The organism is Cellulosilyticum sp. ST5 (assembly GCF_046529625.1).
GTDB classification, from domain to species: Bacteria; Bacillota; Clostridia; order Lachnospirales; family Cellulosilyticaceae; genus Cellulosilyticum; species Cellulosilyticum lentocellum.
Genome location: NZ_CP132338.1, coordinates 1,398,492 through 1,424,330 on the forward strand (window position 1 = coordinate 1,398,492; position 25,839 = coordinate 1,424,330).

General features: G+C 33.9%; 28 protein-coding genes. 9 read left to right on the forward strand and 19 right to left on the reverse strand.

From position 1 onward, the window contains the following. Nucleotides 1-332: 332 nt before the first annotated feature. From pgsA to QTL86_RS06950, 9 genes are all read right to left on the reverse strand, one after another. A complete protein-coding gene (gene pgsA / locus QTL86_RS06910) occupies nucleotides 333-908 on the reverse strand; it encodes a CDP-diacylglycerol--glycerol-3-phosphate 3-phosphatidyltransferase (RefSeq protein WP_013657168.1) in 576 nt (191 codons plus the stop codon). Beyond that, the gene (gene rimO, locus QTL86_RS06915; RefSeq protein WP_127066619.1) at nucleotides 892-2,238 is read right to left on the reverse strand and encodes a 30S ribosomal protein S12 methylthiotransferase RimO; all 1,347 of its coding nucleotides are present in this window, start codon (nucleotides 2,236-2,238) and stop codon (nucleotides 892-894) included. The genes pgsA and rimO overlap by 17 nt, the downstream gene beginning before the upstream one ends. 34 nt (nucleotides 2,239-2,272) lie before the next feature. Beyond that, on the reverse strand, nucleotides 2,273-3,121 hold the full coding sequence (gene folD / locus QTL86_RS06920) for a bifunctional methylenetetrahydrofolate dehydrogenase/methenyltetrahydrofolate cyclohydrolase FolD (protein ID WP_013657166.1): 849 nt from the start codon (nucleotides 3,119-3,121) through the stop codon (nucleotides 2,273-2,275). 21 nt (nucleotides 3,122-3,142) lie between these two features. After that, entirely contained in the window at nucleotides 3,143-4,813 is a 1,671-nt protein-coding gene (locus tag QTL86_RS06925; protein WP_127066618.1) for a formate--tetrahydrofolate ligase, read from the reverse strand. Nucleotides 4,814-4,848: 35 nt separating this feature from the next. Next, entirely contained in the window at nucleotides 4,849-7,164 is a 2,316-nt protein-coding gene (locus tag QTL86_RS06930) for an FtsK/SpoIIIE family DNA translocase (RefSeq protein WP_127066617.1), read from the reverse strand. A gap of 99 nt (nucleotides 7,165-7,263) precedes the next feature. After that, nucleotides 7,264-7,464, reverse strand: a complete 201-nt coding sequence (locus QTL86_RS06935; protein ID WP_013657163.1) for a YlzJ-like family protein — start codon at nucleotides 7,462-7,464, stop codon at nucleotides 7,264-7,266. Further along, nucleotides 7,461-8,300 carry a ClpP family protease gene (locus QTL86_RS06940; RefSeq protein WP_207669738.1) on the reverse strand — a complete coding sequence of 280 codons (840 nt, stop codon included), beginning with the start codon at nucleotides 8,298-8,300 and terminating at the stop codon, nucleotides 7,461-7,463. Before QTL86_RS06940 ends, QTL86_RS06935 begins: the two co-directional genes overlap by 4 nt. A 61-nt stretch (nucleotides 8,301-8,361) precedes the next feature. Further along, the gene (gene dapG, locus QTL86_RS06945) at nucleotides 8,362-9,558 is read right to left on the reverse strand and encodes an aspartate kinase (protein WP_013657161.1); all 1,197 of its coding nucleotides are present in this window, start codon (nucleotides 9,556-9,558) and stop codon (nucleotides 8,362-8,364) included. A 72-nt stretch (nucleotides 9,559-9,630) separates the two neighbouring features. After that, nucleotides 9,631-9,876: a TIGR03905 family TSCPD domain-containing protein gene (locus QTL86_RS06950; RefSeq protein ID WP_013657160.1), complete on the reverse strand. Its 246-nt coding sequence runs from the start codon at nucleotides 9,874-9,876 to the stop codon at nucleotides 9,631-9,633. Between the two features lie 176 nt (nucleotides 9,877-10,052). On the opposite strand from QTL86_RS06950, the gene QTL86_RS06955 reads away from it, so the two are divergent. The 8 genes from QTL86_RS06955 to sigK all read left to right on the forward strand — a co-directional run bounded on the left by QTL86_RS06955 (nucleotide 10,053) and on the right by sigK (nucleotide 17,243). Further along, nucleotides 10,053-11,033, forward strand: a complete 981-nt coding sequence (locus tag QTL86_RS06955; protein WP_013657159.1) for a nucleoid-associated protein — start codon at nucleotides 10,053-10,055, stop codon at nucleotides 11,031-11,033. Between the two features lie 201 nt (nucleotides 11,034-11,234). After that, the gene (dpsA, locus tag QTL86_RS06960; protein ID WP_127066616.1) at nucleotides 11,235-12,107 is read left to right on the forward strand and encodes a dipicolinate synthase subunit DpsA; all 873 of its coding nucleotides are present in this window, start codon (nucleotides 11,235-11,237) and stop codon (nucleotides 12,105-12,107) included. Then, nucleotides 12,104-12,691, forward strand: a complete 588-nt coding sequence (locus QTL86_RS06965) for a dipicolinate synthase subunit B (protein ID WP_127066615.1) — start codon at nucleotides 12,104-12,106, stop codon at nucleotides 12,689-12,691. The genes dpsA and QTL86_RS06965 overlap by 4 nt, the downstream gene beginning before the upstream one ends. A 122-nt stretch (nucleotides 12,692-12,813) precedes the next feature. Next, a complete protein-coding gene (locus QTL86_RS06970) occupies nucleotides 12,814-13,071 on the forward strand; it encodes a hypothetical protein (RefSeq protein ID WP_127066614.1) in 258 nt (85 codons plus the stop codon). 117 nt (nucleotides 13,072-13,188) lie between these two features. Continuing rightward, nucleotides 13,189-14,301, forward strand: coding sequence for an endolytic transglycosylase MltG (gene mltG / locus QTL86_RS06975; protein WP_127066613.1), 1,113 nt, complete (start codon nucleotides 13,189-13,191; stop codon nucleotides 14,299-14,301). Between the two features lie 164 nt (nucleotides 14,302-14,465). Next, nucleotides 14,466-15,140, forward strand: a complete 675-nt coding sequence (locus QTL86_RS06980) for an O-methyltransferase (protein ID WP_013657154.1) — start codon at nucleotides 14,466-14,468, stop codon at nucleotides 15,138-15,140. Continuing rightward, a complete protein-coding gene (locus QTL86_RS06985) occupies nucleotides 15,137-16,390 on the forward strand; it encodes a peptidase U32 family protein (protein WP_410496864.1) in 1,254 nt (417 codons plus the stop codon). The genes QTL86_RS06980 and QTL86_RS06985 overlap by 4 nt, the downstream gene beginning before the upstream one ends. A gap of 190 nt (nucleotides 16,391-16,580) precedes the next feature. Beyond that, nucleotides 16,581-17,243 carry an RNA polymerase sporulation sigma factor SigK gene (gene sigK / locus QTL86_RS06990; RefSeq protein ID WP_127066611.1) on the forward strand — a complete coding sequence of 221 codons (663 nt, stop codon included), beginning with the start codon at nucleotides 16,581-16,583 and terminating at the stop codon, nucleotides 17,241-17,243. Between the two features lie 56 nt (nucleotides 17,244-17,299). Here the strand turns inward: sigK and QTL86_RS06995 are convergent, their stop codons facing one another. The 6 genes from QTL86_RS06995 to mtaB form a co-directional block, all read right to left on the reverse strand. Further along, nucleotides 17,300-18,967 carry a ribonuclease J gene (locus tag QTL86_RS06995; protein WP_041713665.1) on the reverse strand — a complete coding sequence of 556 codons (1,668 nt, stop codon included), beginning with the start codon at nucleotides 18,965-18,967 and terminating at the stop codon, nucleotides 17,300-17,302. 27 nt (nucleotides 18,968-18,994) lie between these two features. After that, nucleotides 18,995-19,432 carry a Fur family transcriptional regulator gene (locus QTL86_RS07000; protein WP_013657150.1) on the reverse strand — a complete coding sequence of 146 codons (438 nt, stop codon included), beginning with the start codon at nucleotides 19,430-19,432 and terminating at the stop codon, nucleotides 18,995-18,997. 46 nt (nucleotides 19,433-19,478) lie between these two features. Then, a complete protein-coding gene (locus tag QTL86_RS07005; protein WP_013657149.1) occupies nucleotides 19,479-19,781 on the reverse strand; it encodes a DUF1292 domain-containing protein in 303 nt (100 codons plus the stop codon). Between the two features lie 35 nt (nucleotides 19,782-19,816). Continuing rightward, entirely contained in the window at nucleotides 19,817-20,236 is a 420-nt protein-coding gene (gene ruvX / locus QTL86_RS07010; RefSeq protein ID WP_013657148.1) for a Holliday junction resolvase RuvX, read from the reverse strand. A 47-nt stretch (nucleotides 20,237-20,283) separates the two neighbouring features. Continuing rightward, a complete protein-coding gene (locus tag QTL86_RS07015) occupies nucleotides 20,284-20,535 on the reverse strand; it encodes an IreB family regulatory phosphoprotein (protein ID WP_013657147.1) in 252 nt (83 codons plus the stop codon). Nucleotides 20,536-20,625: 90 nt separating this feature from the next. After that, nucleotides 20,626-21,933: a tRNA (N(6)-L-threonylcarbamoyladenosine(37)-C(2))-methylthiotransferase MtaB gene (mtaB, locus tag QTL86_RS07020; RefSeq protein WP_127066610.1), complete on the reverse strand. Its 1,308-nt coding sequence runs from the start codon at nucleotides 21,931-21,933 to the stop codon at nucleotides 20,626-20,628. Between the two features lie 104 nt (nucleotides 21,934-22,037). Here mtaB and QTL86_RS07025 point away from each other — a divergent pair, with 104 nt between their 5' ends. Next, nucleotides 22,038-22,277: an HPr family phosphocarrier protein gene (locus QTL86_RS07025; RefSeq protein WP_013657145.1), complete on the forward strand. Its 240-nt coding sequence runs from the start codon at nucleotides 22,038-22,040 to the stop codon at nucleotides 22,275-22,277. 45 nt (nucleotides 22,278-22,322) lie between these two features. Here the strand turns inward: QTL86_RS07025 and thiI are convergent, their stop codons facing one another. The 4 genes from thiI to QTL86_RS07045 are packed head-to-tail and all read right to left on the reverse strand — an operon-like array spanning nucleotide 22,323 to nucleotide 25,836. Further along, a complete protein-coding gene (thiI, locus tag QTL86_RS07030) occupies nucleotides 22,323-23,504 on the reverse strand; it encodes a tRNA uracil 4-sulfurtransferase ThiI (protein WP_410496865.1) in 1,182 nt (393 codons plus the stop codon). Continuing rightward, on the reverse strand, nucleotides 23,501-24,676 hold the full coding sequence (locus QTL86_RS07035; RefSeq protein ID WP_127066608.1) for a cysteine desulfurase family protein: 1,176 nt from the start codon (nucleotides 24,674-24,676) through the stop codon (nucleotides 23,501-23,503). The genes thiI and QTL86_RS07035 overlap by 4 nt, the downstream gene beginning before the upstream one ends. A 48-nt stretch (nucleotides 24,677-24,724) precedes the next feature. Further along, nucleotides 24,725-25,093: a response regulator gene (locus QTL86_RS07040; RefSeq protein WP_013657142.1), complete on the reverse strand. Its 369-nt coding sequence runs from the start codon at nucleotides 25,091-25,093 to the stop codon at nucleotides 24,725-24,727. 2 nt (nucleotides 25,094-25,095) lie between these two features. Continuing rightward, the gene (locus QTL86_RS07045; protein ID WP_127066607.1) at nucleotides 25,096-25,836 is read right to left on the reverse strand and encodes an RsmE family RNA methyltransferase; all 741 of its coding nucleotides are present in this window, start codon (nucleotides 25,834-25,836) and stop codon (nucleotides 25,096-25,098) included. Nucleotides 25,837-25,839: the final 3 nt, after the last annotated feature.

Sequence of the window (25,839 nt, forward strand, 5' to 3'; positions counted from 1 at the left end):
TGACCTTCTTTCCTATTATACAACAATTTCTCACTTTATTTAAAGCTTTAGGTATATTATTTCCATATTCTACACAAATTAAAATGTAGTTAGATAGGTGAGGCGAAAAATGAAACGTTTTATTATTTTACTTATCATTATATTAATTACATTTTTTTGTTTTTGCTACCAAGGTTATACCCTATCACACAAGGTCATTGTACTAGGAAGTGAACCTGAATATATATCTTATTAGCACCTTCTGAGCTACTTTATATTCAGTATGATGCTACAGATACTATTTCAGATTAAAAATACGGTATCTCATGAACCAATCATGAAATACCGTATTTTTAATGCGCTTCTGTTTTAAAGACATCTTTATTTTTCCATAAGTATTCAAAACCAGATACTAAAGTAAGAACTAAAGCTAAATAAGCTAAACAAGTAGCTAAAACAGGAAGTATAGGCCAATTAACTGGTAATAAATACACAATAATCATAGCCATTTGTATAACTGTTTTCAGTTTACCTAGGTAACTTGCTGCAATAACATGATTTTGATTAGCTGCAATAAGTCTTACGCCTGATACCATGAATTCTCTCAGAAGAATAAAAACAACAATCCACGTAGGCAATATGCCAGCAGGTAACATGCCTTTAATTCCAAAGTCAACAACAGCTAACATCGCAGCTGTAACAAGCATTTTATCTGCTAAAGGATCCATAAATTTACCTAAATTAGTCACTAAATTCAGCTTACGTGCTAAATAACCATCTAAAAAGTCAGTTAAACTAGCAATAATAAAAATAGCTAGTGCAATCCATAATACTGTACCTATGGATAAAGACAAAGGTAACCATATGATCCCCATAAAAGCAAATACTAAAACGACACGTAGTAACGTGAGTTTATTCGCTATATTCATCTACTATCTCCCCAATCAAATCATAGTCGTTTGATGCTGTAATACGTACATCTACAAAATCACCTGAAATGAGTTCTCCTTCATATTCTACAAATACTTCACCATCTATATCAGGTGCATCTTGATAGGTACGACCAATATAAACATCCTCATCAGTAATCTTACCTTCAATAAGGACCTTCATGGTTTTACCCACTTTTTCAGCTGTTAAGGCGCTAGAAATACCATGTTGAAGTGCCATAATAGCATCACGACGTTTAATTTTTGTTTTTTCATCAATTTGATCTTCAAATAAAGCTGCTGGTGTTCCTTCTTCTTTTGAATAAGTAAAGACGCCTAGACGATCAAATCGCATTTCTTTTACAAAATCATATAAAATTTGAAAATCTTCTTCTGTTTCACCTGGAAAACCTACAATAAGCGTTGTACGAAGTGCAATACCAGGTATTTCTTGTCTCAACTTACCAAGGCGTTCTTTAAGCTGTTCCAGAGAACTTTTTCTTGCCATACGCTTAAGAATGGCTGTTGAAGCATGCTGAATAGGTATGTCTAAATACTTACATACTTTAGGATTCGTTTTAATTTCTTCAATTAATTCATCAGTAATACTTTCTGGATAACAATATAAAACGCGAATCCATTCAATTCCCTCTATTTTCCCAAGCTCATGTAGTAATTTTGCAAGAGAAGCATTTTCTAGGTCACGCCCATATTCTGTTGTATCTTGTGCTACTAAAATAATTTCCGAAACACCATCTGCTGCTAATTTTTCAACTTCAGCTTTAATTTTATCCATCTGACGACTTCTATATTTTCCTCTTAATTTAGGAATAATACAGTAAGTACAATGCTTATCGCAGCCTTCGGAAATCTTTACATAAGCAAAGTAACCCGCAGTTGTTAAAATACGAGGCATTTCATCTAACATTTCACGATCAATCAAGTCAAAATGCTGAGTACGAAGTCCTTTTTGTTCTAAAATACCATTGGCAATGTCCACAATCTTATCATATGAAGTGGTTCCTACAACAGCATCTACTTCAGGAATTTCATCTAAAATTTCTTGCTTATAACGCTGAGCCATACAACCTGTTACGATAAGGGCTTTACAATTCCCTGTTTCTTTGTAGCCAGCCACTTCTAATATATTTTCAATACTTTCTTTTTTGGCATCTTCAATAAAACAACAGGTGTTAACAACAATGACATCTGCTTTTTCTTCATCACCTGTTAAAGAAAAGCCTCCTTGATTGAGTAGCCCTAGCATATGTTCGCTATCGACTAAGTTTTTATCACATCCAAGTGATACAAAAGATACTAAATAATTCAAAATGCTGCTCCTTTCATGTTAAGCTAACCTTATGTTAGCAGTGATTACTTTTAGCAGCAAGCACACAGTTCTTCATAAGCATAGCAATTGTCATAGGGCCTACACCGCCTGGAACAGGTGTAATAGCTGCTACATGGTCCTTGGCTGAATCAAAGTCTACATCACCACAGAGCTTACCGTTTTCATCACGATTCATGCCTACATCAATTACAACTGCATCTGCTTTTAATTGTTCACCTTTAATAAACTTTGGAATGCCTACAGCGGCAACCACAATATCTGCTTGCTGAAGTATATCAGTTAAATTGTTAGTTCTAGAATGACAGATAGTAACTGTACCATGTTCTCTTAATAAAAGCAAGCTTACAGGTTTACCTACAATATTACTTCTGCCAACAACCACGCAGTTTTTACCTACTATATCTACATGACTACGTTTAAGTAGTTCAATAATACCTGCTGGTGTACAAGATACAAAGCCAGGAAGTCCTATACTTAAGGCACCTACACTTTGCGGATGAAAGCCATCTACATCTTTTGCTGGAGAAATACGCATAATGACTTTTTGTTCATCCATATGTTTTGGTAATGGTAATTGAACTAAAACACCATGTACCTGGTCATCTCGATTAAGCGTATCAATAAGCTCAAGTAAATCTGCTTCAGGTGTTTCTATAGGCAATTCATAGCTAAAAGATTTAATACCTACATATTCACAAGCTTTCTTTTTATTCCCAACATACACCTGTGAAGCACTATTATCCCCAACTAAAATAACAGCAAGACCAGGATGAATACCTTGTGTTTTAAGTAATGCCACTTCTTCTTTTAATTCATCTTTAATCATAGTAGAAATAAGTTTACCATCTATAATCTTTGACATCTTCTCTCCCCCTTATTATCTTTAGAATAAGCCTGTAACAACGCCTTTACTATTAATATCAATTTGTTCAGCTGCAGGCTTTTTAGGAAGTCCTGGCATTGTCATTACATTACCTGTAAGAGCAACAATAAATCCAGCACCTGCTGATATTCTAATCTCTCTAATAGTTGTTGTAAAGGCTTTAGGTCTACCAAGTAATGCCGCATCATCAGATAAAGAATATTGATTTTTTGCCATACATACTGGTAAATACTCAAGACCTAAACTGTTAATTTTAGCAAGTTCTTTTTTTGCTTTAGGTTCAAACACAACTTGATCTGCTCCATAAATAGAAGTAGCAATACATTTTATTTTATCTTCTATACTCATATTGTCATCATAAAGTGTTTTAAACTTACTAGGTTCTGTATCAAGAACTTTTAGAAGTTCTTCTGCTAAGGCAATACCACCTTCTCCACCTTTTTCCCAAACATTAGCTAAGGCAAAGTGACATCCTTTAGCTTTGCAAGCAGCTTCAACAGCAGCAATTTCGGCTTCTGTATCTGTTACAAATGCATTTAAGGTCACTACAACTGGTACACCATAAAGTTGAAGATTTTCAATATGCTTTTCCAGATTACTCATACCTTCTTTAAGAGCTTCCACATTTTCATTTTGTAAATCAGCTTTTTGAATGCCACCATTATATTTAAGCGCGCGAATAGTGGTTACTAATACTACTGCGTCTGGTTTTAGATCGGCTTTACGACATTTAATATCGAAGAACTTCTCAGCACCTAAATCTGCACCAAAGCCTGCTTCAGTAACGACAATATCACCCAATTTTAAAGCAAGTTTTGTAGCAATAATACTATTACAACCATGAGCAATATTGGCAAAAGGGCCACCATGCATAATAACAGGGGTATTTTCTAAAGTTTGAACTAAGTTAGGTTTAATGGCATCTTTAAGTAAAGTAGTCATTGCGCCTTCTGCTTTTAAATCACCTGCTGTTACAGGTTCACCTTTCATATTATATCCAATAATAATTTGGCTGATTTTTTGCTTTAGATCATCTAGGTCTGTTGCAAGACATAAGATAGCCATAATTTCAGAAGCTACTGTAATCATAAAACCATCTTGGCGAGGTACACCATTCATTGGCCCACCAAGACCTACTACGATTTCTCTTAAAGCACGGTCATTCATATCAACGCATCTTTTCCAAGTAATGGTACGCACATCGATATTTAAGCTATTACCTTGGTGAATGTGGTTATCAATCATAGCAGCAAGTAAATTATTAGCAGCACTCATGGCATGAATGTCACCTGTAAAATGAAGATTAATATCCTCCATTGGAACAACTTGTGAATGACCACCACCTGCTGCACCTCCTTTGATTCCCATACAGGGGCCTAAAGATGGTTCACGTAAAGCAATGATCGCATTTTGTCCAAGCTTGCATAAGGCTTGTCCAAGACCTACGGTTACTGTTGTTTTTCCTTCACCAGCTGGTGTTGGGTTCGTAGCAGTTACTAATACCAACTTACCATTCGAATGGCTTTTTACGCGGTTCATTAATTCATAGGAGAGTTTAGCTTTATAATTCCCGTATAATTCTAGCTCTTCTGGCTCAATACCAGCTTTTTTAGCAACTTCTTTAATAGGTTTCATAATGGCTTCTTGTGCAATTTGAATATCTGTTTTCATCTTTTGCTCCTTTAACTTTGTAAATTGGTATGATTTTATAAAACTTTTCTAGGTTTACTTCCTTCATCAGGGCCAACAATACCTCTGACTTCTAAAGCTTCCATTAGTCTAGCTGCTCGATTAAAACCTATTCTAAAATAGCGTTGTAACATAGAAATAGAGAGTTTTTCCTTCTCTGCAGCAAATGCAATGGCTTTTTCTAAGAGTTCATCTTCCTCTTCATCATCTGCAGCTATAGGCATAGCTGCATTTTCCAAAGTTTGAATGACTTCTTCCTCGTAAACTACATGATCTGTTTTAATAGCGTTTACAATGCTTTCAACTTCTTGGTCAGAAATAAATGCACCTTGAATACGAATAGGTTTAGATTGCCCTACAGGATAAAAAAGCATATCTCCTTTACCTAAAAGCTTTTCAGCCCCTACCATATCTAATATCGTTCGTGAGTCTGTACCAGAGGAAACAGCAAATGCAAGTCTTGATGGAATATTAGCTTTAATAACTCCCGTAATAACATCAACTGACGGTCTTTGAGTTGCTATAACAAGATGAATTCCAGCTGCACGAGCCATTTGAGCAAGGCGACAAATAGCATCTTCTACTTCCTTTGCACCTGTCATCATAAGGTCGGCTAACTCATCAATTATGATAACAATCTGTGGTAATTTAGCACTTTCTTCTATTTGTTTCTCATTATAACCCTTCATATCCCTGACATTATTCTCTGCAAATAAGTTATAGCGTTTCGTCATTTCGTTAACAGCCCAGAATAATGCCCCAGCTGCTTTTTTAGGATCGGTTACAACCGGAATTAATAAGTGCGGAATGCCATTATATACACTTAATTCAACTACCTTAGGGTCAATCATAATGAGTTTGACCTCATGAGGTTTAGCTTTATAAATAATGCTTGTAATTAAGGTGTTGATACATACACTTTTTCCAGAACCAGTTGCACCAGCTATTAAAATGTGAGGCATTTTTCCTATATCGGCAATAATAGGTTTACCTGCAATATCTTTGCCTAAAGCAAAAGCAAGCTTAGAGGGAAAAGCTAAGAAGCGATCAGAATCAATAACTTCTCTTAAGTATACCATTTCACTTGTTGTATTGGCTACCTCTATTCCCACTGCAGCTTTACCAGGTATCGGTGCTTCTATACGAATATTAGGGGCTGCTAAGTTTAAAGCAATATCATCTGCAAGATTAACAATTTTACTTACTTTAACGCCTTGTTTAGGTTGTAATTCATAACGTGTGACAGAAGGTCCTTTATGTATTTGTGTAACCTTAGCTTCTACTCCAAAACTACCTAGTGTTTCTTCAAGTTTACGTGCATTACTTAAAGATTTTTTTGAAGCTTCTTTATTTTGAATAGCTTGTCCTTTTTGAAGCAAAGTGATTGGAGGAAATTGATACGGCGGAATAGGTACAGTATTTTCTTTAGTAAGTTCAGCCATAGTTTCTTCTATAACAGTTCCTTCATTAATTGCAACTTTTGATGCTGCCTTTATCGGTTCATCTTCTTTAGTTTCTTTAGTTTCTTTAGTTTCTTCAGTGTCTTCTATTCTTGTAGTGTTTTCACTATAAACTGATGAATCGTATATAGGAATTTCATCAAGTCTATGCGGTTCAGAAGCTATCAATGTTACCTCTTCATCTTGCATTGATGGTGTTTCAGACATAGGTTTTGATAACTTTTTAGAGGCTTTTGATTTCTTTTTGTTGGTTTCTTTGGTTGCTTTCATTTTTTCTTTGTGTGCATTGATATAGGCTACAAAACGTTCATTAATCCATGAAAAAACAGGAAATTGTGTTAAAACTAAAATCCACACTCCTAATAAAACGGTTAAAATAACATAGGTACCATATAAACCTATTAGACTTAAAAACAAGTAACTTAACACGGCACCTATATAGCCCCCATTTTGCCAACTTGCTTTTTCCAAGTAACTGATACTTAATAAGGATAAACTCTTATCTTCTCCATAATAAAGCAAATGAAAAAATATAATGAGCATAAATAATAAGGACCCTAAATAAACTGCTAGTTTAACCACTCTATCAAATCGACCTTGAATATAAAAAATTCCTATAATCATAGTAGCTACGGGAATAATATAGCCACCGACTCCAAATAAGCCTATAAAGACTTGTTTTAGAAAACTACCAAATAATCCGGATTTATCTGAAAAAATACCGATTAAAATCAAAACACCTATACCCATTAAAGAAATACCTAAGATTTCTTTAGAAATAGCTGGGGTAGTATCCTTAAGGACTGTACGTTTTCTTTCACCTGTTGTTCTTTTCTTAGTAGAATATCTCCCTTTTCCTTCTTTTTTACTCATTTGTAATACCCCTTTATTCTTATCTACCCTATCTCCTTTATTAAATGAAAATAGATGTATACATTATTGCATACATCTATTATTATAGCATTCAAAATTCTATTTGATAAGAGCATTTTCAAGTATTTTGCCAGGACGTAAGTCCTCTCTTAAAAAATCTTGAGGATTAGTAGAATAAACACGTTCTAAAATATAACCTTCTGGCGTCTTACACGCTAAAACATGATAACCATTATACTCTATTTCTTGGTATTCTATTATTTCATCTAATCCATAGATAGGTGCTACTGAATACATCATAACTCATTAGCCTCACTTTCTGCTATAAGCTGATGAAGTTTGCTCATAGCTTCTGTTAAACCGCCTAATTCGTCTATGATTTTTTCATCTACAGCTTCTTGGCCTACTAAAATAGTTCCTACATCTCTCGCTAATTTACCCACACTTAACATGAGTTCCTTAAAACGTGCTTCTTCAATGTGAGAGTTTCTCGCTACAAAAGCAACAATACGCTCTTGCATTTGATCGAAGAATTCAAAAGTTTGTTGTACACCTATAACTGTTCCATTCATACGTACAGGATGAATCGTCATAGTAGCTGTAGGTGTAATAAACGAATAGTCACTTGCCACTGCAATAGGAACACCTATAGAGTGAGCACCTCCTAGTACTAAAGAAACAGTTGGTTTATTAACAGAGGCTATGAGTTCCGCTAAAGCTAGTCCTGCTTCTACATCTCCACCTACTGTATTTAAAATAATTAAGATACCTTTAATTTTGGGATCATCACAAAGTCCTACCATTTGTGGAATGATATGCTCATATTTGGTAGTCTTATTTTGTGGTGGTAAACTCATATGTCCTTCTACTTGGCCAATAATAGTAATGCAGTGAATAGGACTTTCACCTTCTTTACCAGGAGGAAGTTGTCCAAATTCCTTAATATTATCAGCTACTTCACCAGCAGGTGGCATATCATTTTCTTCTTGATTTTTAGCGTTATCGGAAGATTGCCCCCCATTCTTACTATTCACGGGTACATCATTTTTTATGAGTACATTCATAGGAACATCATTTTTCATGGGGACATCGTTTTTCATAGGTACATCATCTACAAGATTTCTTTCATTTTTCATGGGCTTGTTCCTTTCCATACATATTATGTTTAGTATGCAAAGAACAAGCCCACTTCATACATTAAAGATTAAATTCATCATGTAAAACATCAATTGCTTTAGAAACCATGCTTTCTCTGATAAGGCAAGAAATAGTCGTTAATGAATCAGCTGTTTGTAAGACTTCAATTTGTGCTTTCGTTAAAGCCTTAATAATACGAGACATAACACCTGGTACCCCGGTCATACGTTCTCCAATAGCTGTTACTTTGGCACAGTCCTCTAAAAGGTCATACTTATACCCCTGTTGCATTAAAAGATTTTCTAATTTATTTTGCTCAGAACAATCAATTGTAAACACTTTATAATTCGGGAAAATATTAATTAAGTCAATACTAATATCCGCAGTTGCCATTCTAGACAAAATATCTTCCTCTGCCAATATATTTTCATGAATTGTAAACTGAACACGTCCATTACGATGAGCAACACTTGTAATTACTTTATGATTAGCTTCTGATTGATAAGGTATGATATTCTGTACAATATAGGTTCCTACTTCATCAGAGAAAGTGTTTTTAATAAGTAATGGAATATTGGCACGCTTAGCATATTCTACTGCACGTGGATGAATCACCTTTGCACCACTATCAGCCATCTGAAAAACTTCATTGTAACTAATGGCTGGAATAATCTTAGCTTTGTCACAAACATTAGGATCTGCAGTCATAATTCCATCGACATCTGTATAAATTTCAATGCGTTCAGCTTTTAAAGCCATTCCTAGAATAGAGGCGCTGGTATCACTCCCCCCTCTTCCTATCGTTGTCATCTCACCATCCATAGTAACGCCTTGAAATCCCGCTACTACAGGTGTAACACCGGCTTCTAAAGCTGCCAAAAGCTGATCTGGTTTTGTACATAATAAATCTGCTTTTTTATGATAACTATCGGTTATAATTCCTGCCTGGCCGCCTGTAAAAGCCCGTGCTTTTATACCAGCTTCATTTAATAGCGTGGCCATGGTTACAGCTGAGATAATCTCTCCGCAGGATAAAAGTAAGTCATATGCATGATCGCTCATTTCTCCTGCCGTTTCTGTAACAAAATCAATAAGTGTATCAGTTGCATAGGGAGAACCTTTTCTACCAATAGCAGATACAACAACTACTGGCTCTTCTCCTTCCAATTTAGCTGCTTTAATTTTCTCTACAACCTTATTTCTGCTTTCAGGTGTGGCTACAGAAGTACCACCAAATTTTTGAACAATGATGTGCATATTATTAGGTCCTTTCCCTTGTTATCATTCTAGATTTATATATATTATTGAGGTGGTTAAATTAGAAGTGTCCTATGCTTTGATATATGCTTCTAAGGCTCTTGCTAATTGGTCTGGACAAGAAGTCCCTCGATTGCGGCAATCAATTCCTTTTAACTTGTTAATAACCTCTTCTATTGGCAAACCTTTTACTAAAGCGACTACCCCTAAAGCATTTCCTGGACAACCTCGTATAAATTCAACATTTTCAATATAGCCGTCCTTCACTTCAAAATGAATTTCTGATGAACAAACGCCTGATGTTTTATAAATTTCCATTTTTGTTCACTCCTTATTTTATGTCAATATAATCTTTTGTATTATAGCATAGAGTGCTTTACAAAAAAACCTTACTTGATAACTAAACCAATTTCATCTATACTATTCATGTTTTAATAAGTACTTTGAACACTATTTTATTCAATATATACTGTATAGATTGGGAGATTATCAAAATGAGTATTACCTTCAAACATACAATCATTCATGTATTAGACTTAACCATGAATATGCCACTATTTTCAACTGATTTGTTACTATTAAATGATGAAACGGAAAGCTTTATTACAAGGCATCTTATGAAAATTTTTGAAAGTAGTTCCAGTAGTGATGCTATTTTTAAAGAAGAGGCCTCTTTACCTAAAGTTTTAGAAATGCCTTTAGACACAGAAGCTTTTACAAGACTTTCTCATGAAATGGCAGAAGTTTTTTATCGCTATATGATGGAATATGGCACCATTCCTAGTGGTGATTTAATTTTGACAAGTTTTATGATGGATGGCGGCAACTATCTCGGTATTTTTAAATTAAATTACAAAGAAGAGTTCACACATTTTGTAGAGCATAATGAAGCAGGGGTTGTAGCGCGCATCATAAAACACAAAGGAATTTTTCCTTCTGCTAGTAAGCAAGTAGACGAAGGTGTGATTATTAATACGGATAATTTAAAAGTGATTTTATTAGATGGAACAAAAAGTAAATATCTTTCACTTCTCTTTGATTTAGAGCCTGCACTTTCTGTTAAAGACACGATTAAAGCCATTGAAAAAGTAGCAACTAAAGTCATCGAAGAACATTATGATAACCCAGTAAGTGCACTTACAGAACTCAAGAATAATATTAGCGAAAGCATTGCTCGAACACAAACCATACCTGTTCAAGAAATTATGGAACAAACTTTTGGTAGTGATGAAGAAGTATTTGAAAGCTGCACGATGCAAATGGAGGAATACGGGATTAAAGAAGCTAAGATAGAAATTGCTGATCCCAAGATTTCTAATAAATTTGCTTCTCAAAAACTTAAAACAGACACCGGCATTGAACTTAAATTTCCTACCCATTTATTTAAAGATCCAGACTTTATAGAAGTTGTGAATAATCCTAATGGCACACTTTCTATTGTTTTGAAAAATATTTCTCAAATTACTAATAAATAATGACAATAATTAAAGGACGCTTTTGCTATTTATCAGCAAAAGCGTCCTTTAATTATACAAAATAGCTATTGACTAGAGTCACGATAAAATCTACTAGGCACGCCAATGTTTTATTGAATGTCATTATTATCCAAGCACCAACCTCCTTTTTTCTACATATGTTATAGTGCAGACATTTTATATAGGCTGGAGGATTGAAAGATGGCTGGAATTTCTGTTGCAATTGTAGGTGGTGACCTAAGATTTGTTAGGCTAGCCCAAATTTTGTATGAAAAAGGTTTTATTGTATCTGTATATGGCTTATGCCATCCAGATTTACCTGAAGCTATTCATCATTGTGCTTCAATAGGTGAAATAAAAGACTGTCCTTATATTATAGGTCCTATCCCCTTTTCAAAAGATAATAAATGCGTTTTTACGCCTATGTGTAACACCTATATTTCACTTGAACAATTTTTCTTAGCTGCTACTAACAGCTTCGTTTTAGGTAGTGTACTCAATCCTACCCTTAGAAACCTTTTTAATACACATCATATTAAATGGTGCGATATTATGGAGTTAGATGAAATTGCTATTTTAAATGCTATTCCTACTGCAGAAGGCGCTATTCAATATGCAATGCAAAACAGTGAAATCACATTGCATAATAGCAAATGTCTTGTACTAGGATTTGGACGTTGTGGCAAAATATTAGCGCATAAATTACAAGCTTTAGGAGCTAAAGTTTCCGTAGAAGCTCGTTCAACTAAAGATTTGGCTTATATTAGCACCTATGGCTATAGACCTATTCCATTAGATGATCTTGCGCATTATTTGAATGAGTTTGATTTCATTTTTAATACAATTCCTGTTCGTTTATTAACATCATCTCTTATTGATTTATTTTCTCCAGAAGTTGTTTATATTGAACTAGCTTCTACTCCTGGAGGTATAGATGTTGATTATGCTGAACAAAAGGGCATTAGCTATGTTCCAGCACCAAGTTTGCCAGGTATTGTCGCTCCCAAAAGCGCCGCTGATATTCTCTACCAATGTCTCTTACTCATTTTACGTAATCAGGGGGCTCATATATGAAAAACTTAAATGAATTAAATTTAGGCGTAGCACTTTGTGGCTCGTTTTGTACTTTTGCTAAAACCATTGCCCTTATAGAAGAGCTTGTTAATAAAGGAATAAATGTTTTTCCTATCATGTCTTTTAATGCTTATAACACTTCCACTCGCTTTGGTGATCAAGCTGATGTTGTCTATAAAATTGAAGCATTAACCAATAAATCTATTATTCACACCATTGTTGATGCAGAACCAATGGGACCAAAGGGAATTCTAGATGCACTTCTTATTGCACCTTGTACTGGTAACACCTTGGCAAAGATGACTTATGGTATTACAGATACACCCGTTTTATTAGCTGCAAAGTCACTTATGAGAAATGGGAAACCCATTATCATTGCCCTAGCAACAAATGATGGTGTAGGAGCAAACCTTAAAAATATTGGTCATATGATTAATAAAAAAGATGTTTATTTTGTTCCATTAGGTCAAGATGACACCATTAAAAAGCCGTATTCTCTTGTAGCTGATTTTTCTAAGACGCTTTTTACAATCGAATTAGCGCTTGACCATACGCAAATACAACCTTTCTTTATTCAGTATTAATGAAAAGCAGCACATAAAAGCACAGAGCTCTATGTGCTGTTTTTATATCCTATCCTTATTTGTTGTGTTATACTATTATTAATGCATAGATCACTTGAAAATCAATTAAGGGGTTGATTAAAGTGAACTTTAAAGGTACTGTTATTACACATTGCAATAGGCATTTTGGCATTGCTCTAGTAAGCTATAGTGATTTTCGTCACATAAAGGCTTTAAAGGAAATAAGGAGATACTGCATAAGCTATTTTAAAGACGTACCATTTTTAATTGCTTGTGAAGATGCAGTTGGTAACCCTCTATACCATGGCGATCAAGATTTAATTCAATTATTAGATGAGATTAAACCTTCTAGCATAACATGGGAAGCCTATACAGCTTAAAATCAGCAAGTTATCTATGCATAACCGCCAAAAGAGACTCTAGCTTCGGCTAGAGTCTTGAATTGTATAGTAAAAATAGTTATAATTTTTTAAAAGACGTATTCTAAGGAGACTATTATGGCAAAAAAACGTGGGATTTCACGGATTTTAATAAGTACAGTTTTAAGCTTTACCATTTTAATAATTGGCATTGTCTTTTGTTATAAAGCAATTGTTTCTTCTTACAACTATACTTTTAATATTATAGAAAGTGAAGCTATTAGAGAATCAAGCAAAGATGTTTCTAAGATGACACTAACTATTACTGAATCTACAAATCTTGATGAAATTGCAAAAATGCTTTATGATCAGGGCTTTATTTCTGATATGAAGTATTTTAAATTAGAAGCGAAACTTTATCATGCAACTTCTGGTTACATCCCTGGCAAATATGATATTAGTAGCAATATGTCTAGTACAGAAATTCTCAAGCGTCTTACAACTAGTATTAAAAATGAAGAGGAAACAATTAAGTTTACAATTCCAGAAGGTTATACCATTAATCAGATTGCACAGACATTAGAAGACAAGAATATTGTAACCAAGGAAGCCTTTTTAGATGCTGTTACTAACAAAAGTTACGATGCAGAATATAGCTTTTTAAGAGATATTCCTACTAATGGCAACTATCAGTACAAATTAGAAGGTTATTTATTCCCTGATACATATATTGTTCGTAAAAGTGTTACAGCAGAAGAAATTATTATCATGATGCTTAATCGTTTTGAAGATATTACATCTAAATATGCTGCATATCTTAATAATTCTTCTTATAGTCTTCATGAAATTATAACCATTGCATCTATTATTGAACAAGAAGCTAAATTAAGTGAAGAACGCCCTATCATTTCAGGTGTTATTTATAACCGATTACGTGACCATATGCGTCTTCAAATGTGTTCTTCTGTTCAATATAGTTTAAATAAACGTAAAGCTAATCTTACAACAGATGATTTAGCTAAAGATACACCTTACAATACTTATTTATATGAAGGGTTACCTGTTGGACCTATTTGTATGCCAGGAGAAGATTGTATACGTGCTGCCTTTTCACCGGAAGAACATGATTACTATTATTTTGTTGTAGATGATGAAGAAAAAGGAACACACTTCTTTAGCAGTACCCTTGACGAACATGCTGCAGCTAAAAGTCGTTATAAACAAAATAATGATATTAATTTTACAGAATAATAGATTATTTTTATTTATAAAAGGAAGGGACTAGTGTCCCTTCCTTTTATAAATTTCAAAGATTTATAGAATTACTTTTCCAAGAGAGTTTGTATTTACCTCTTGAATTCATAGCGTTTTTCCTTTATAGTGGCATAAGAGAATAAATTAGAAAGGGTCTTATTATGAGTGAAATTAATTATAGCTACATTGTTGAATATATCAGGGCGCTTCATGAAGTACCCCGCTCTTCTCTTTTAGCCAATATTGAGCATCAAATTGCTATAGAGGCTGAAACCTGGCCCATAATTAAACCTGAGGTTGCAGATTTTATCAAAGTACAACTTTCATTAGTACAGCCAAGTACAATACTGGAAATTGGAACCGCTGTTGGGTATTCTTCTATTTTTATGAGCAGTTATTTAAAAGAAGGTGGCAAAATCACCACGCTTGAACGCTTTGATTATATGCTACGTCAAGCACGTAAAAATATTAAAGCCGCTGGTCTTGAAGATACCATTGAAATTATTGAGGGTGATGCAGCTATCACTTTAACACAATTACCTAGTGAAAGCTTTGATGTTATTTTCATGGACTGCGCTAAAGGACAGTACATTAACTTTTTACCTGAATGTATCCGTTTATTAAAACCAAATGGACTACTTATTACAGATAATGTACTACACAAAGGAACGGTAGCACGTTCACGCTACTTAATCGATCGTAGACAACGTACGACACACTCAAGATTAAGAGAATTTTTATGGACTATTACTCATAGTGATACACTCAGATCAAGTGTTATTCCTATTGGTGATGGTGTTGCGCTTAGTTACAAAATAGGAGGAACAGAAAAATGAGTCATCAAAAAAAAGTTGAATTATTAGCACCTGCAGGTAGTTTAGAAAATTTAAAGATTGCTGTTTTATATGGTGCAGATGCTATTTATATTGGAGGAAATAAATATGGTCTTCGTGCTAAAGCGAAGAATTTTACTCCTGAGGAAATGAAAGAAGGTATTGAGTTCGCCCATGCTCATGGTGTACAAGTTTACGTTACTTGCAATATCTTTGCTCACCATCAAGACTTTGAGGGGATGAAAGAATACTTCCTTTACCTAGAGTCTATTGGTGTAGATGCACTAATTGTAGCAGATCCTGGTGTATTTAGCATTGTACGTGAAACAGTACCTCATATGGAGGTTCATATTTCAACACAGGCGAATAATACTAATTACCACACTGCTCTCTTCTGGGCTAATCAAGGCGCTAAACGTATTGTTACAGCTCGTGAACTTTCTTTCCCTGAGATTAAAGAAATGCATGATCATTTACCAGAAGATATTGATTTAGAGTCTTTCGTTCATGGTGCTATGTGTATGGCATACTCTGGACGTTGCTTACTTAGCAATTATATGACCCATCGTGATGCTAATCATGGAGAATGTGCCCAACCTTGTCGCTGGAAATATAGTGTGGTTGAAGAAACAAGACCAGGTGAATATATGCCAATTGAAGAAGATGAAAGAGGCACTTATATTTATAACTCTCGCGACCTTTGTATGATTGAATATATTCCAGAACTTATAGAAGCAGGTATTTATAGCTTTAAAATTGAAGGACGTATGAAAACACCTTTGTATGTAGCAACAGTTGTTAAAGCTTATCGTGAAGCTATTGATACTTTCCTCAATAGTCCTGAAGAGTTTAAGGCTAAGAAAGATTACTTCTTAACAGAGGTAGGTAAGGCAAGCCACCGTGAATTTACAACAGGTTTCTATCAACATAAACCAACTGAAAAAGATCAAACTTATAGTCATAATTCTTATGTTCGTAATTATGACTTCTCTGGTATGATTAGGGACTATGATCCAACTACTCAAATGGTAACAGTTGAACAACGTAGGAAGTTCTCTGTAGGCGATGAAGTTGAAATTCTTGTTCCAGAAGGACCTTTTATTCCTGTCAAAATTGAGGCGCTTTACGATGAAGAAGGTAATGCTATTGAAGCCGCACCACATCCAAAACAAATCATTCGTTTTAAATGTGAGCAACCTGTTCCTGTACCATCTATCCTACGTAAATTTGAACAAACAAGATTTGAAGAATAAGAATTATTAATAATGGTTCTATAAAAAGCAGTATACGGATTATATACTGGTTTGGAACAATCATAAATAGACATAAGTGTATACTTACGTCTATTTATGATGTATTTAAAATTTTTTAAGTACGGGCACCATTTCTACTTTTAGTTCATACACTAATTATGAACCCTTTCTCCTGGAGGTGTGCCTTATTATGCTACCACTCTTCTGTTTTTCCTATTTCAGTAGCATTTCCTCTTTTCCTCAGCCTCTATCAGCTGAAGAAGAAAAGCACTATTTAGAATGTTATCAAGCTGGCGACGAAGCTGCAAAGAACATATTAATTGAAAGAAATTTAAGACTCGTGGCACACATTGTCAAGAAATATAATAATATCAATAATGATGTAGATGATTTAATTTCAATAGGCACCATTGGACTCATTAAAGGTATTAGCTCCTTTGATCCAAATAAATGTACGAGATTAGCTACTTATGCTGCACGTTGCATTGAAAATGAAATTCTTATGAGTATTCGTGCAGGACGTAAACAACGTTATGAAACCTCTCTTCATGCACCTATTGGCATGGATCAAGAAGGTAATGAAATTAGCTTACTTGATATTTTATGTACAGAAAATGATACTATTTTTGATCAAGTAGATTTAGACATTGAGGTACGAAAGCTTTATCAACATATTCGTATTTTACTTAAGCCTAGAGAAAAAGAAATACTATTACTTCGTTATGGACTTAATAATCAAGAAGAGAAAACACAACGAGAAATCGCTGAGCAAATGGGGATTTCTAGATCTTATGTGTCACGTATTGAAAAAAAAGCTTTAAAAAAACTTTGTAAGGAACTACAAAAGAAATAATAACTATATAAAATAAAAAAACTCACTATTCTATCATTAAATAGTGAGTTTTTTATTTAAACTTCCATAATAATTGGAAGTATCATCGGACTACGTTTAGTTCTTTGCCATACAAATTCACGTAAGTCATCTTTAACAATTGTCTTAATCTGTGACCATTCTACGATATGCTTATCTTCACAGCGATCTAAAGCTTTTCTTACTACTGCTTTAGCTTCATCCATAAGATTTTCAGCTTCTCTTACATAAACAAACCCTCGTGAAATAATATCTGGACCTGCTACAACCATACCTGATTCCTTTTCTAAAGTCATGACTACAATGAGCAGACCATCTTGTGAAAGATGTTTACGATCACGTAAAACGATATTTCCTACATCTCCTACACCTAAACCATCAACTAAAACTTGACCAGATGGTACATTACCAACAACTTTAATATTATCAGGTCCTAGTTCAATGACTTCTCCAATAGATGGAATAATAATATTATTACGTTTCATACCTAATTCCATAGCAAGTTCAGTATGCTTTTGTAAATGTCTGTATTCACCATGTACTGGGATAAAATATTTAGGTTTAATTAAAGTATGAATCAGTTTTAATTCTTCTTGAGCCGCATGACCAGATACATGAGTATCTTCACGAATAACTTTGGCACCTTTTTTGCAAAGTTCATTAACGACTTTAGAAACTGTTTTTTCATTACCTGGAATTGGTGTTGAACTTAGGATAATAACATCTCCTGGTTTAATATCAATTTGCTTATGATCAGAAGTAGCCATTCTGGAAAGAGCAGCCATAGGTTCTCCTTGACTTCCGGTCATAATAAGTACCACTTGATCATCTTTATAACGTTTTACATCATTAATTTCAATCAGTGTGTTTTCAGGAATAGTGATATATCCTAATTCACTAGCTGTTTTTACTACATTGACCATACTTCTACCAATAACTGCTACTTTACGCTTATATTTATAAGCAGCATTTACAATTTGTTGGACACGGTCGATATTAGAAGCAAAAGTTGCTACCATAATACGTTTGTCTATATTATTAGCAAAAATATCTTCAAATTTAGCCCCTACCATTTTTTCTGATTGTGTATAACCTGGTCTTTCAACATTTGTACTATCTGCCATAAGTGCTAATACTTTTTTTCTACCTATTTCTGCTAGACGGTGTAAATCTAATGTTGCTCCACTAATAGGTGTAAAGTCAACTTTAAAGTCTCCAGTATGCACTACGATACCAGCAGGTGTCCAAATAGAAAGCATAACTGCATCTGCAATACTATGATTTGAACGAATAAATTCTATTTTAAAGTTAGAACCTAATTTAATCGTTTCTCCTTGCATAACGCTAATACGCTCAGTTGTACGCAATAAATTATGTTCTTTTAGTTTATTTTCTACTAGCCCTATTGTTAATTTTGTGCCATAAATAGGTACATTTAATTCTTGAAGCACATAAGGTAGTGCCCCAATATGGTCTTCATGACCATGAGTCAGTACGATTCCTCGTACTTTTTGAATATTTTTCATGACATAAGTAATATCAGGAATAACTAAATCTATTCCAAGCATTTCATCTTCAGGAAATGCTAATCCGCAATCTACTATGAACATGTCATCTTCATATTCAAATAGTGTCATATTCTTTCCAATTTCGCCTAATCCTCCAAGAGGAATAATGCGCAATTTACTTTTAGCTTTTTTGGGTATCAAAGCTACACCTCCATTATATATCGATTATTCTTTTTGTTCACAATCCTTACATACGCCATAAAACATAACGTTGTGATCATGAATTTTAAATTTGTATTTCCGTTCAATTTCTTTTTCTATCTCTTCTAATAAATCATTTTCTACTTCAAACACCTTATTGCAAGATTCGCAAATAAGATGATGATGGTGATGCACTGTATCTTCTGAAGAAAGTTCAAAACGACTACATCCATCATCAAAATTTAAGCGATCTACAATACCCATCTCCTCAAAAAGCTGAACTGTACGGTAAACCGTAGCTAGTCCAATTTCAGGATAATTTTCTTTAACAAAATCATAGATTTCTTCTGTAGATAAATGCTCATTACAATGTTTAATTAAGACGTCTAATACACTTCTACGTTGCAAGGTCAGTTTACAACCTTTTTGTTTTAATTTTTCTTTAAATTGTGCAGCGTTCATTGCTATCAGCCCCTCATTCTCTCAATTTTATACCATCATAAAAAGGCTATAACTCAATATCATACTCTTCATTTGTCATAAATTCTACAGCTGCCTTTTTGAATTCATCTTCGTCTTCTACAAGGGCATATTCTAATTCTTCATTTTTTTCATTTATTTGTTTTAAAATGGTGGAGATGTCCTCTTCATCAACAACTAATATATATTTAATGTTGTCAATAATCACTTCATCTATCACTTCAAATAAAATCTCCTCGCCTGTTTCTTCATCTACAAAAGAGATTTTTTCAACTACTTCTTCCATATTATTTTCATTCATCGGTGTATTTTCACCTATTTTTTGATCCATAATAGTTCCCTTCTTGTTTTCTTAAGCAATAGTCATTATTGCTTAGCATCTAAATAATTTTGTAAAATAATAGTTGCTGCTAGTTTATCAATAACGTTTTTTCTTTTTTTGCGACTCATATCCGCTTCAAGTAACACTTGTTCCGCAGCTACTGTACTTAAACGTTCATCCCATGTTTCTACAGGAATCTTAAGCTTATTTTCTAATTTTTCCTTGAATAAAAGTGTCTTTTCACCTCTTTCCCCTAAAGTATTATTCATATTTTTAGGAAGTCCGAGAACAATCTTTTCTACCTTATAAGCCGTACAGATTTCTTCAATTCGCTTCATTGTTGCTTTAAGGTGCTCATCCTCTTGTCTTCTTATAATCTCTAAGCCTTGTGCAGTCCATCCCATTGGATCACTAATGGCTACACCAGTTGTTTTTGTTCCGAAATCTAAACCTAATATACGCACATTGTGCCTCCTATAAAAAAGCTGTAGAGTTCCCCCTACAGCCACTTTTAGCGTTTAAGATAATAAGTTACTAGTTCTTCTAATATCTCATCTCTTTCTAACTTACGAATCTTGTTTCTTGCCCCATTATGGCTCGTAATATAAGTTGGGTCTCCGGACATAATATATCCTACTATTTGATTAATGGGATGATAACCTTTTTCTTCTAAAGCAACATAAACATCCATTAATATTTCTCTAGTTGAGGCTTTTTCTAAACCCTCTAAATGAAATTGCATTGTTTCATTCATATTTTCCATCTTGCTCACCTTCCAATAGCTAAACCTTGTATAACTAAAGTATACCATAATTTGTAACAAAACTATAGATAAAAATAAAAAATATTATTTTTATCTAGTTATGACATGTCCTACCAATAAATGTTCATCCTTAATAGCATCAATTCTTACCTTTTGGATAGTGTTTTCAATGGTTTCATTTCCTAATACTTGAACTTTTAAATAATTACTTGTATAACCCGTTACTTCATTTTCATGATGTTTTTCAAATAACACCTCTAGTTCTTTGTCAATAAACTGTTCCATATATGCTAGGCGTAATGATTTTTCTACTTCTGATAAAACCTTAGCTCTATGCTCTTTTATTTCGGGTGCCACTTGTGCTCTCATTTTAGCAGCTGGCGTTCCTTCTCTAGGTGAAAATGGGAAAATATGAATTTGTGCAAGATGAACATCTTTTACAAATTCAACTGTTTCTAAAAATTCCTCTTCAGTTTCTCCCGGAAAGCCAACAATAACATCTGTTGTAATAGCTACATCTGGCCAAAGAGTACGTAATCTCTCTACACTAGCTTTATATTCTACTGCTGTGTATTTGCGATTCATACGTTTTAAAATCGTTTCGCTACCGCTTTGAAGAGATAAATGGAAATGATGGCAAACCTTTGGCATTTCCTTTAATGCATAGATAAACTCATCTGTAATAGCTACAGGTTCAATAGAACTCATTCGGATACGTTCAACACCTTCTATTTCATGTACACGCTTTAGTAGTTGAATTAAATCAGTATTACCTAAATCTTTCCCATAAGCAAGTACATGTATTCCTGTTAAAATAATTTCTTTAAAGCCAAGTCCGACTAACTTGGTTACTTCTTCAACAACCTGCTCTTCTTTTCTACTTCTTATTTTACCACGTGTATAAGGAATAATACAATAACTACAATAATTATTACAGCCTTCTTGAACTTTAACATAAACACGCGTACGTTCTCCCATATCTGAAATGTGAAGTTCTTCAAATTCACCTACATCCATAATATTTGAAACCGTATTAATGGTTTGTCTTTTTTCCTTTTCAAAGTTGTCTACCAAATCTACGATTTCATTTCGTTTATTGGTTCCAACAATAATATCTATTTCTTCTACCTGGTCTTTTATTTTATCCGCAGCAATCTGAGCATAGCATCCCATAGCTACTAAAATACTGTCTGAGTTAATTTTCTTTGTCTTCCTTAACATTTGTCTACATTTTCTATCACTTAAATGAGTAACTGTACAAGTGTTGACCACATAGACATCTGCATATTCGTTAAAATCTACAACTTCATAGCCTTGCTCTTTGAATTTTTCTAGCACGGCTTCTGTGTCATATTGATTTACTTTACAACCTAATGTATAGAACGCTACTTTTCTCAAATTCTCACCTCTTTTTATTGACATTCTTTGTTCCAAAATATATGATACAAGTAGCTTAAGAAATAGAAATCAAGCTACTTATTCTACAACTTATGGGGGTAATTATGAAATCTGTGTATATTTCTCTTAATTCAATTGAAAAAGTTAAACAATTTGTCAATCTCATTAATGCTTATGATAGCGATTTCGATCTCTCTTCTGGTCGTTATATTATTGATGCTAAATCTATTATGGGTATTTTTAGTTTAGATCTCAGTAAAGCATTAAGACTTGACATATATAATGATAGTTGTGCAGATGATTTAATCACAGCACTTAAACCTTTTATAACTGAACCAAACTAAATATGATAAAAAGTCCATTTTAATAAAATGGACTTTTTATTTTATCTAACAACGAATAATTTCCATTTCCTCTATGGCTTTAGCCATCATTTCTTCAATAATATCATCTAATAAAGCTTCTGAACGCTCAATATACTCTAATTTTGGCTTTGTTTCAGGATGCTTTGCCACAAAAATTGTACAACAATCTTCATAAGGTAAAATAGACGTTTCAAATGTATCTATTTTTTTTGCAATTTGAACGATTTCTTCCTTATCAAAACCTATAAGTGGACGAAAAACAGGCATAGTTGCTGCATCATCTGTTACAACTAAACTCTGCATCGTTTGGCTTGCTACTTGTCCAATACTTTCACCTGTAATAAGTCCCATACTTCCATTTTTCTTAGCAATAGCTTCTGTAATATACATCATGATACGTCTCATAATAAGTGTTAATTGTTCATGTGGACATCTTTCATATATTTTAAGTTGAATATCTGTAAAATTAATAATATGAAGTTTCATATTTCCTGTATAAATAGCCACCTTTTTAGCTAGGTCCACTACTTTTTCTTTAGCACGATCACTTGTATAAGGTGGTGCATGGAAGTAAACAGCATCTACTTCTACCCCACGTTTAGCAATCATCCAACCAGCTACTGGGCTATCAATACCACCCGAAAGTAATAAGGTTGCTTTACCATTGGTACCATATGGCATTCCACCGGCACCTTTGTGTGTCTTAGCATAAACATAAGTGTGATTTCTAAGCTCAACCATTAAAGTTACGTCTGGATGACGTACATCTACTTTCGCTTTGTCACCTAGCTTATCTAATAAATAACCACCTATCTCAGCGCTTATTTCCATAGAATTCATAGGAAAACGCTTATCAGCACGTTTTGTTTCTACTTTAAAAGTAATTGGACCGTCTGCACATTCTTGTTGCATTTGCATTAAAGCAAGACGTTTAATAGCTTCAAAAGAAACCTCCTCTTCCTTTAGACCATACGCAATACCGATAATACCAAATATACGGCTTAAACGATCAAGTACTTGTTCTACTTCTATTTGTGCATCATCAACAGGTTCTACCATGATACGTCCTTGCTCTTTAGAAACAACAAATTCTCCGATTGTTTTGAGATTTTTTTTGATGTTAGCAACAAGCTTGTTTTCAAATAAGTGTCTATTTTTACCTTTTATAGCGAGTTCGCCGTATTTAATTAAAAATACATTTTTCACTTTTTTCTTCCTCCTGGTGTATATCTTCTTAATAGCGTAACTTGTGATTGAATAATCTCTATTACTTCATTTATATCTTCTAGAGATGTATCATGTGCAAAAGAAAAACGAATAGCATTATCTAAGCAGTCATTAGGAAGACCAATAGCTACTAAGACACCATCTTTAACTTTTTTATGACTACTACATGCAGAACCTGATGAAACAAAAATCCCTTCTTGTTCTAATGCATGTAAAAGCACTTCAGCACGCACATCCTTAAAACCAATATTTAAAATATAAGGTGCTCCTTCAGCTAACCCTGGACCATTAACCCATATGTCTGGTAAATGATCTAGTAAACCATTTGCCAATGTTGCTTTACAATTAGCCATATGGCTTAAAATAGCTTCTTGTTCTTTAAATACATACTTAGCTGCACTTAAGGTACCAGCTACACCTGGAACATTTTCTGTCCCTGATCTGAAATTCTTCTGTTGGCCACCACCCCAAAAGAGCTGCTTCATTTTTGCTTGCTTGCTTTTATACAATAAACCAATACCACGTGGCCCATAAAATTTGTGAGCACTCATAGATAAAAAATCTATTTTTGATTTCTTGACATGTATTGGTAGTTTACCAAAAGATTGCACCGCATCTACATGAAAAAGTGTGTCAGGATTTTTGGATTTAACTACTTTTCCTATTTCAGTAATGGGTTGAATCGTTCCTATTTCATTATTCACATGCATGATACTCACTAAAATAGTTTCCTCATCAACGGCATTTTCTAAAGCTTTTAAATCCACATAACCTTCTGCATTAACACCAATAATTACTATTTCAAAACCTTGGGTTTCTAGATATTTAAATACTTCACCTACAGATGGATGTTCTATAGTAGTTGTAATAATTTTTTTGCCTTGTCTTCTGTAAGCTAGACTAGCACCTATAATGGCCATATTATTACTTTCTGTTCCACCTGAAGTATATAGAATTTCCTCTGGTACACAGCCCAGTACCTTTGCAAAAAATTGACTTGCTTCTTTAAGTATATTTTCTGCTTCCATCCCCTTTTTATGCAAAGAAGATGGATTACCATAATACGCTAACATGGTTTCTTTAACAACTTCTGCTACACATTCTAGAGGTTTTGTAGTAGCAGCATTATCTAGATAAATCTCTCGTTTCATTTTTAATCTCCCGTTTCGCCACATAAAAAATGAGGGTATCCCCCCATTTTATCTGTTCATTACATTATAAATTGCTTGTAATACACGTGTTTTTTCAAAGGGTTTGACAATAAAGTCTTTTGCACCTTTTTTTATTGCTTCCACTACTTTTGAATGCTGTCCCATAGCTGAACACATAATAATCTTGGTGTTTGGACTTACTTCTAAAATTCTATCTATTGCTTGTATACCATCCATCTCAGGCATAGTGATATCTAAGGTTACAATGTCTGGTTGAAGCTGCTGTGCCATTTCAATAGCTTGAAGTCCATTCCCTGCCTCTCCAACAACAGTAAAGTTAGCATCTGTTAACATTTTTTTAAGGACAGTTCTCATAAATATTGCATCATCAACAACTAAAAACCTTACATCTTCCATTGCTAAATCTCTCCCATCTCATACATGATGTTGGCTAAAGTTACAAGTCCAGCTGTCTCACTTCTTAAAATACGCTTACCTAATGTGATCGGACTTATTTGAAAAGTACTTGCTAAAAGTACTTCTTCATCTGTAAAGCCTCCTTCTGGTCCAATGAATATACCTATTGATTTGGCTTTACAGTTTTTTAAATAAGTCTTAATATGAAAGGCATGTTCATTCTCAAAAGGAATACAAGACACCTCTAATTGTTGTTTAGCATAGGTAAGTGCTTCTTTAAATGTCATCGGCCACAAAACTTCTGGCACAATGCCTCTTTTACTTTGTTTTGCTGCACTTTCTGCTATTTTTTGCCAACGTTCACACTTACTTTTTGTTTTTTTATCCGATTCAAGTTTTACAATACAACGTTCTGTTATGATAGGAATAATGACTGTCACACCAATTTCAATTGCTTTTTGAATCACAAACTCCATCTTTTCCCCTTTTATGAGAGATTGAAATAAAACGGTTTGTACAGCAGGTTCTGTTGTCTCTTCTAATTCACCTATAATATCAGCCGTTACTAAATCTGTATCAATTAACTTTATTATACACTTATAGTCCTTGCCTTGTCTATTGTTAATTAAAATTTCTTTGCCTACAGGTAGACGTAAGACGTTTTTAATATGATTAACATCCGTTCCTTTTATGTGGATTTCATTTTCAAACACATCTTCTGCATTTACAAAAAATTTCGTCATAGT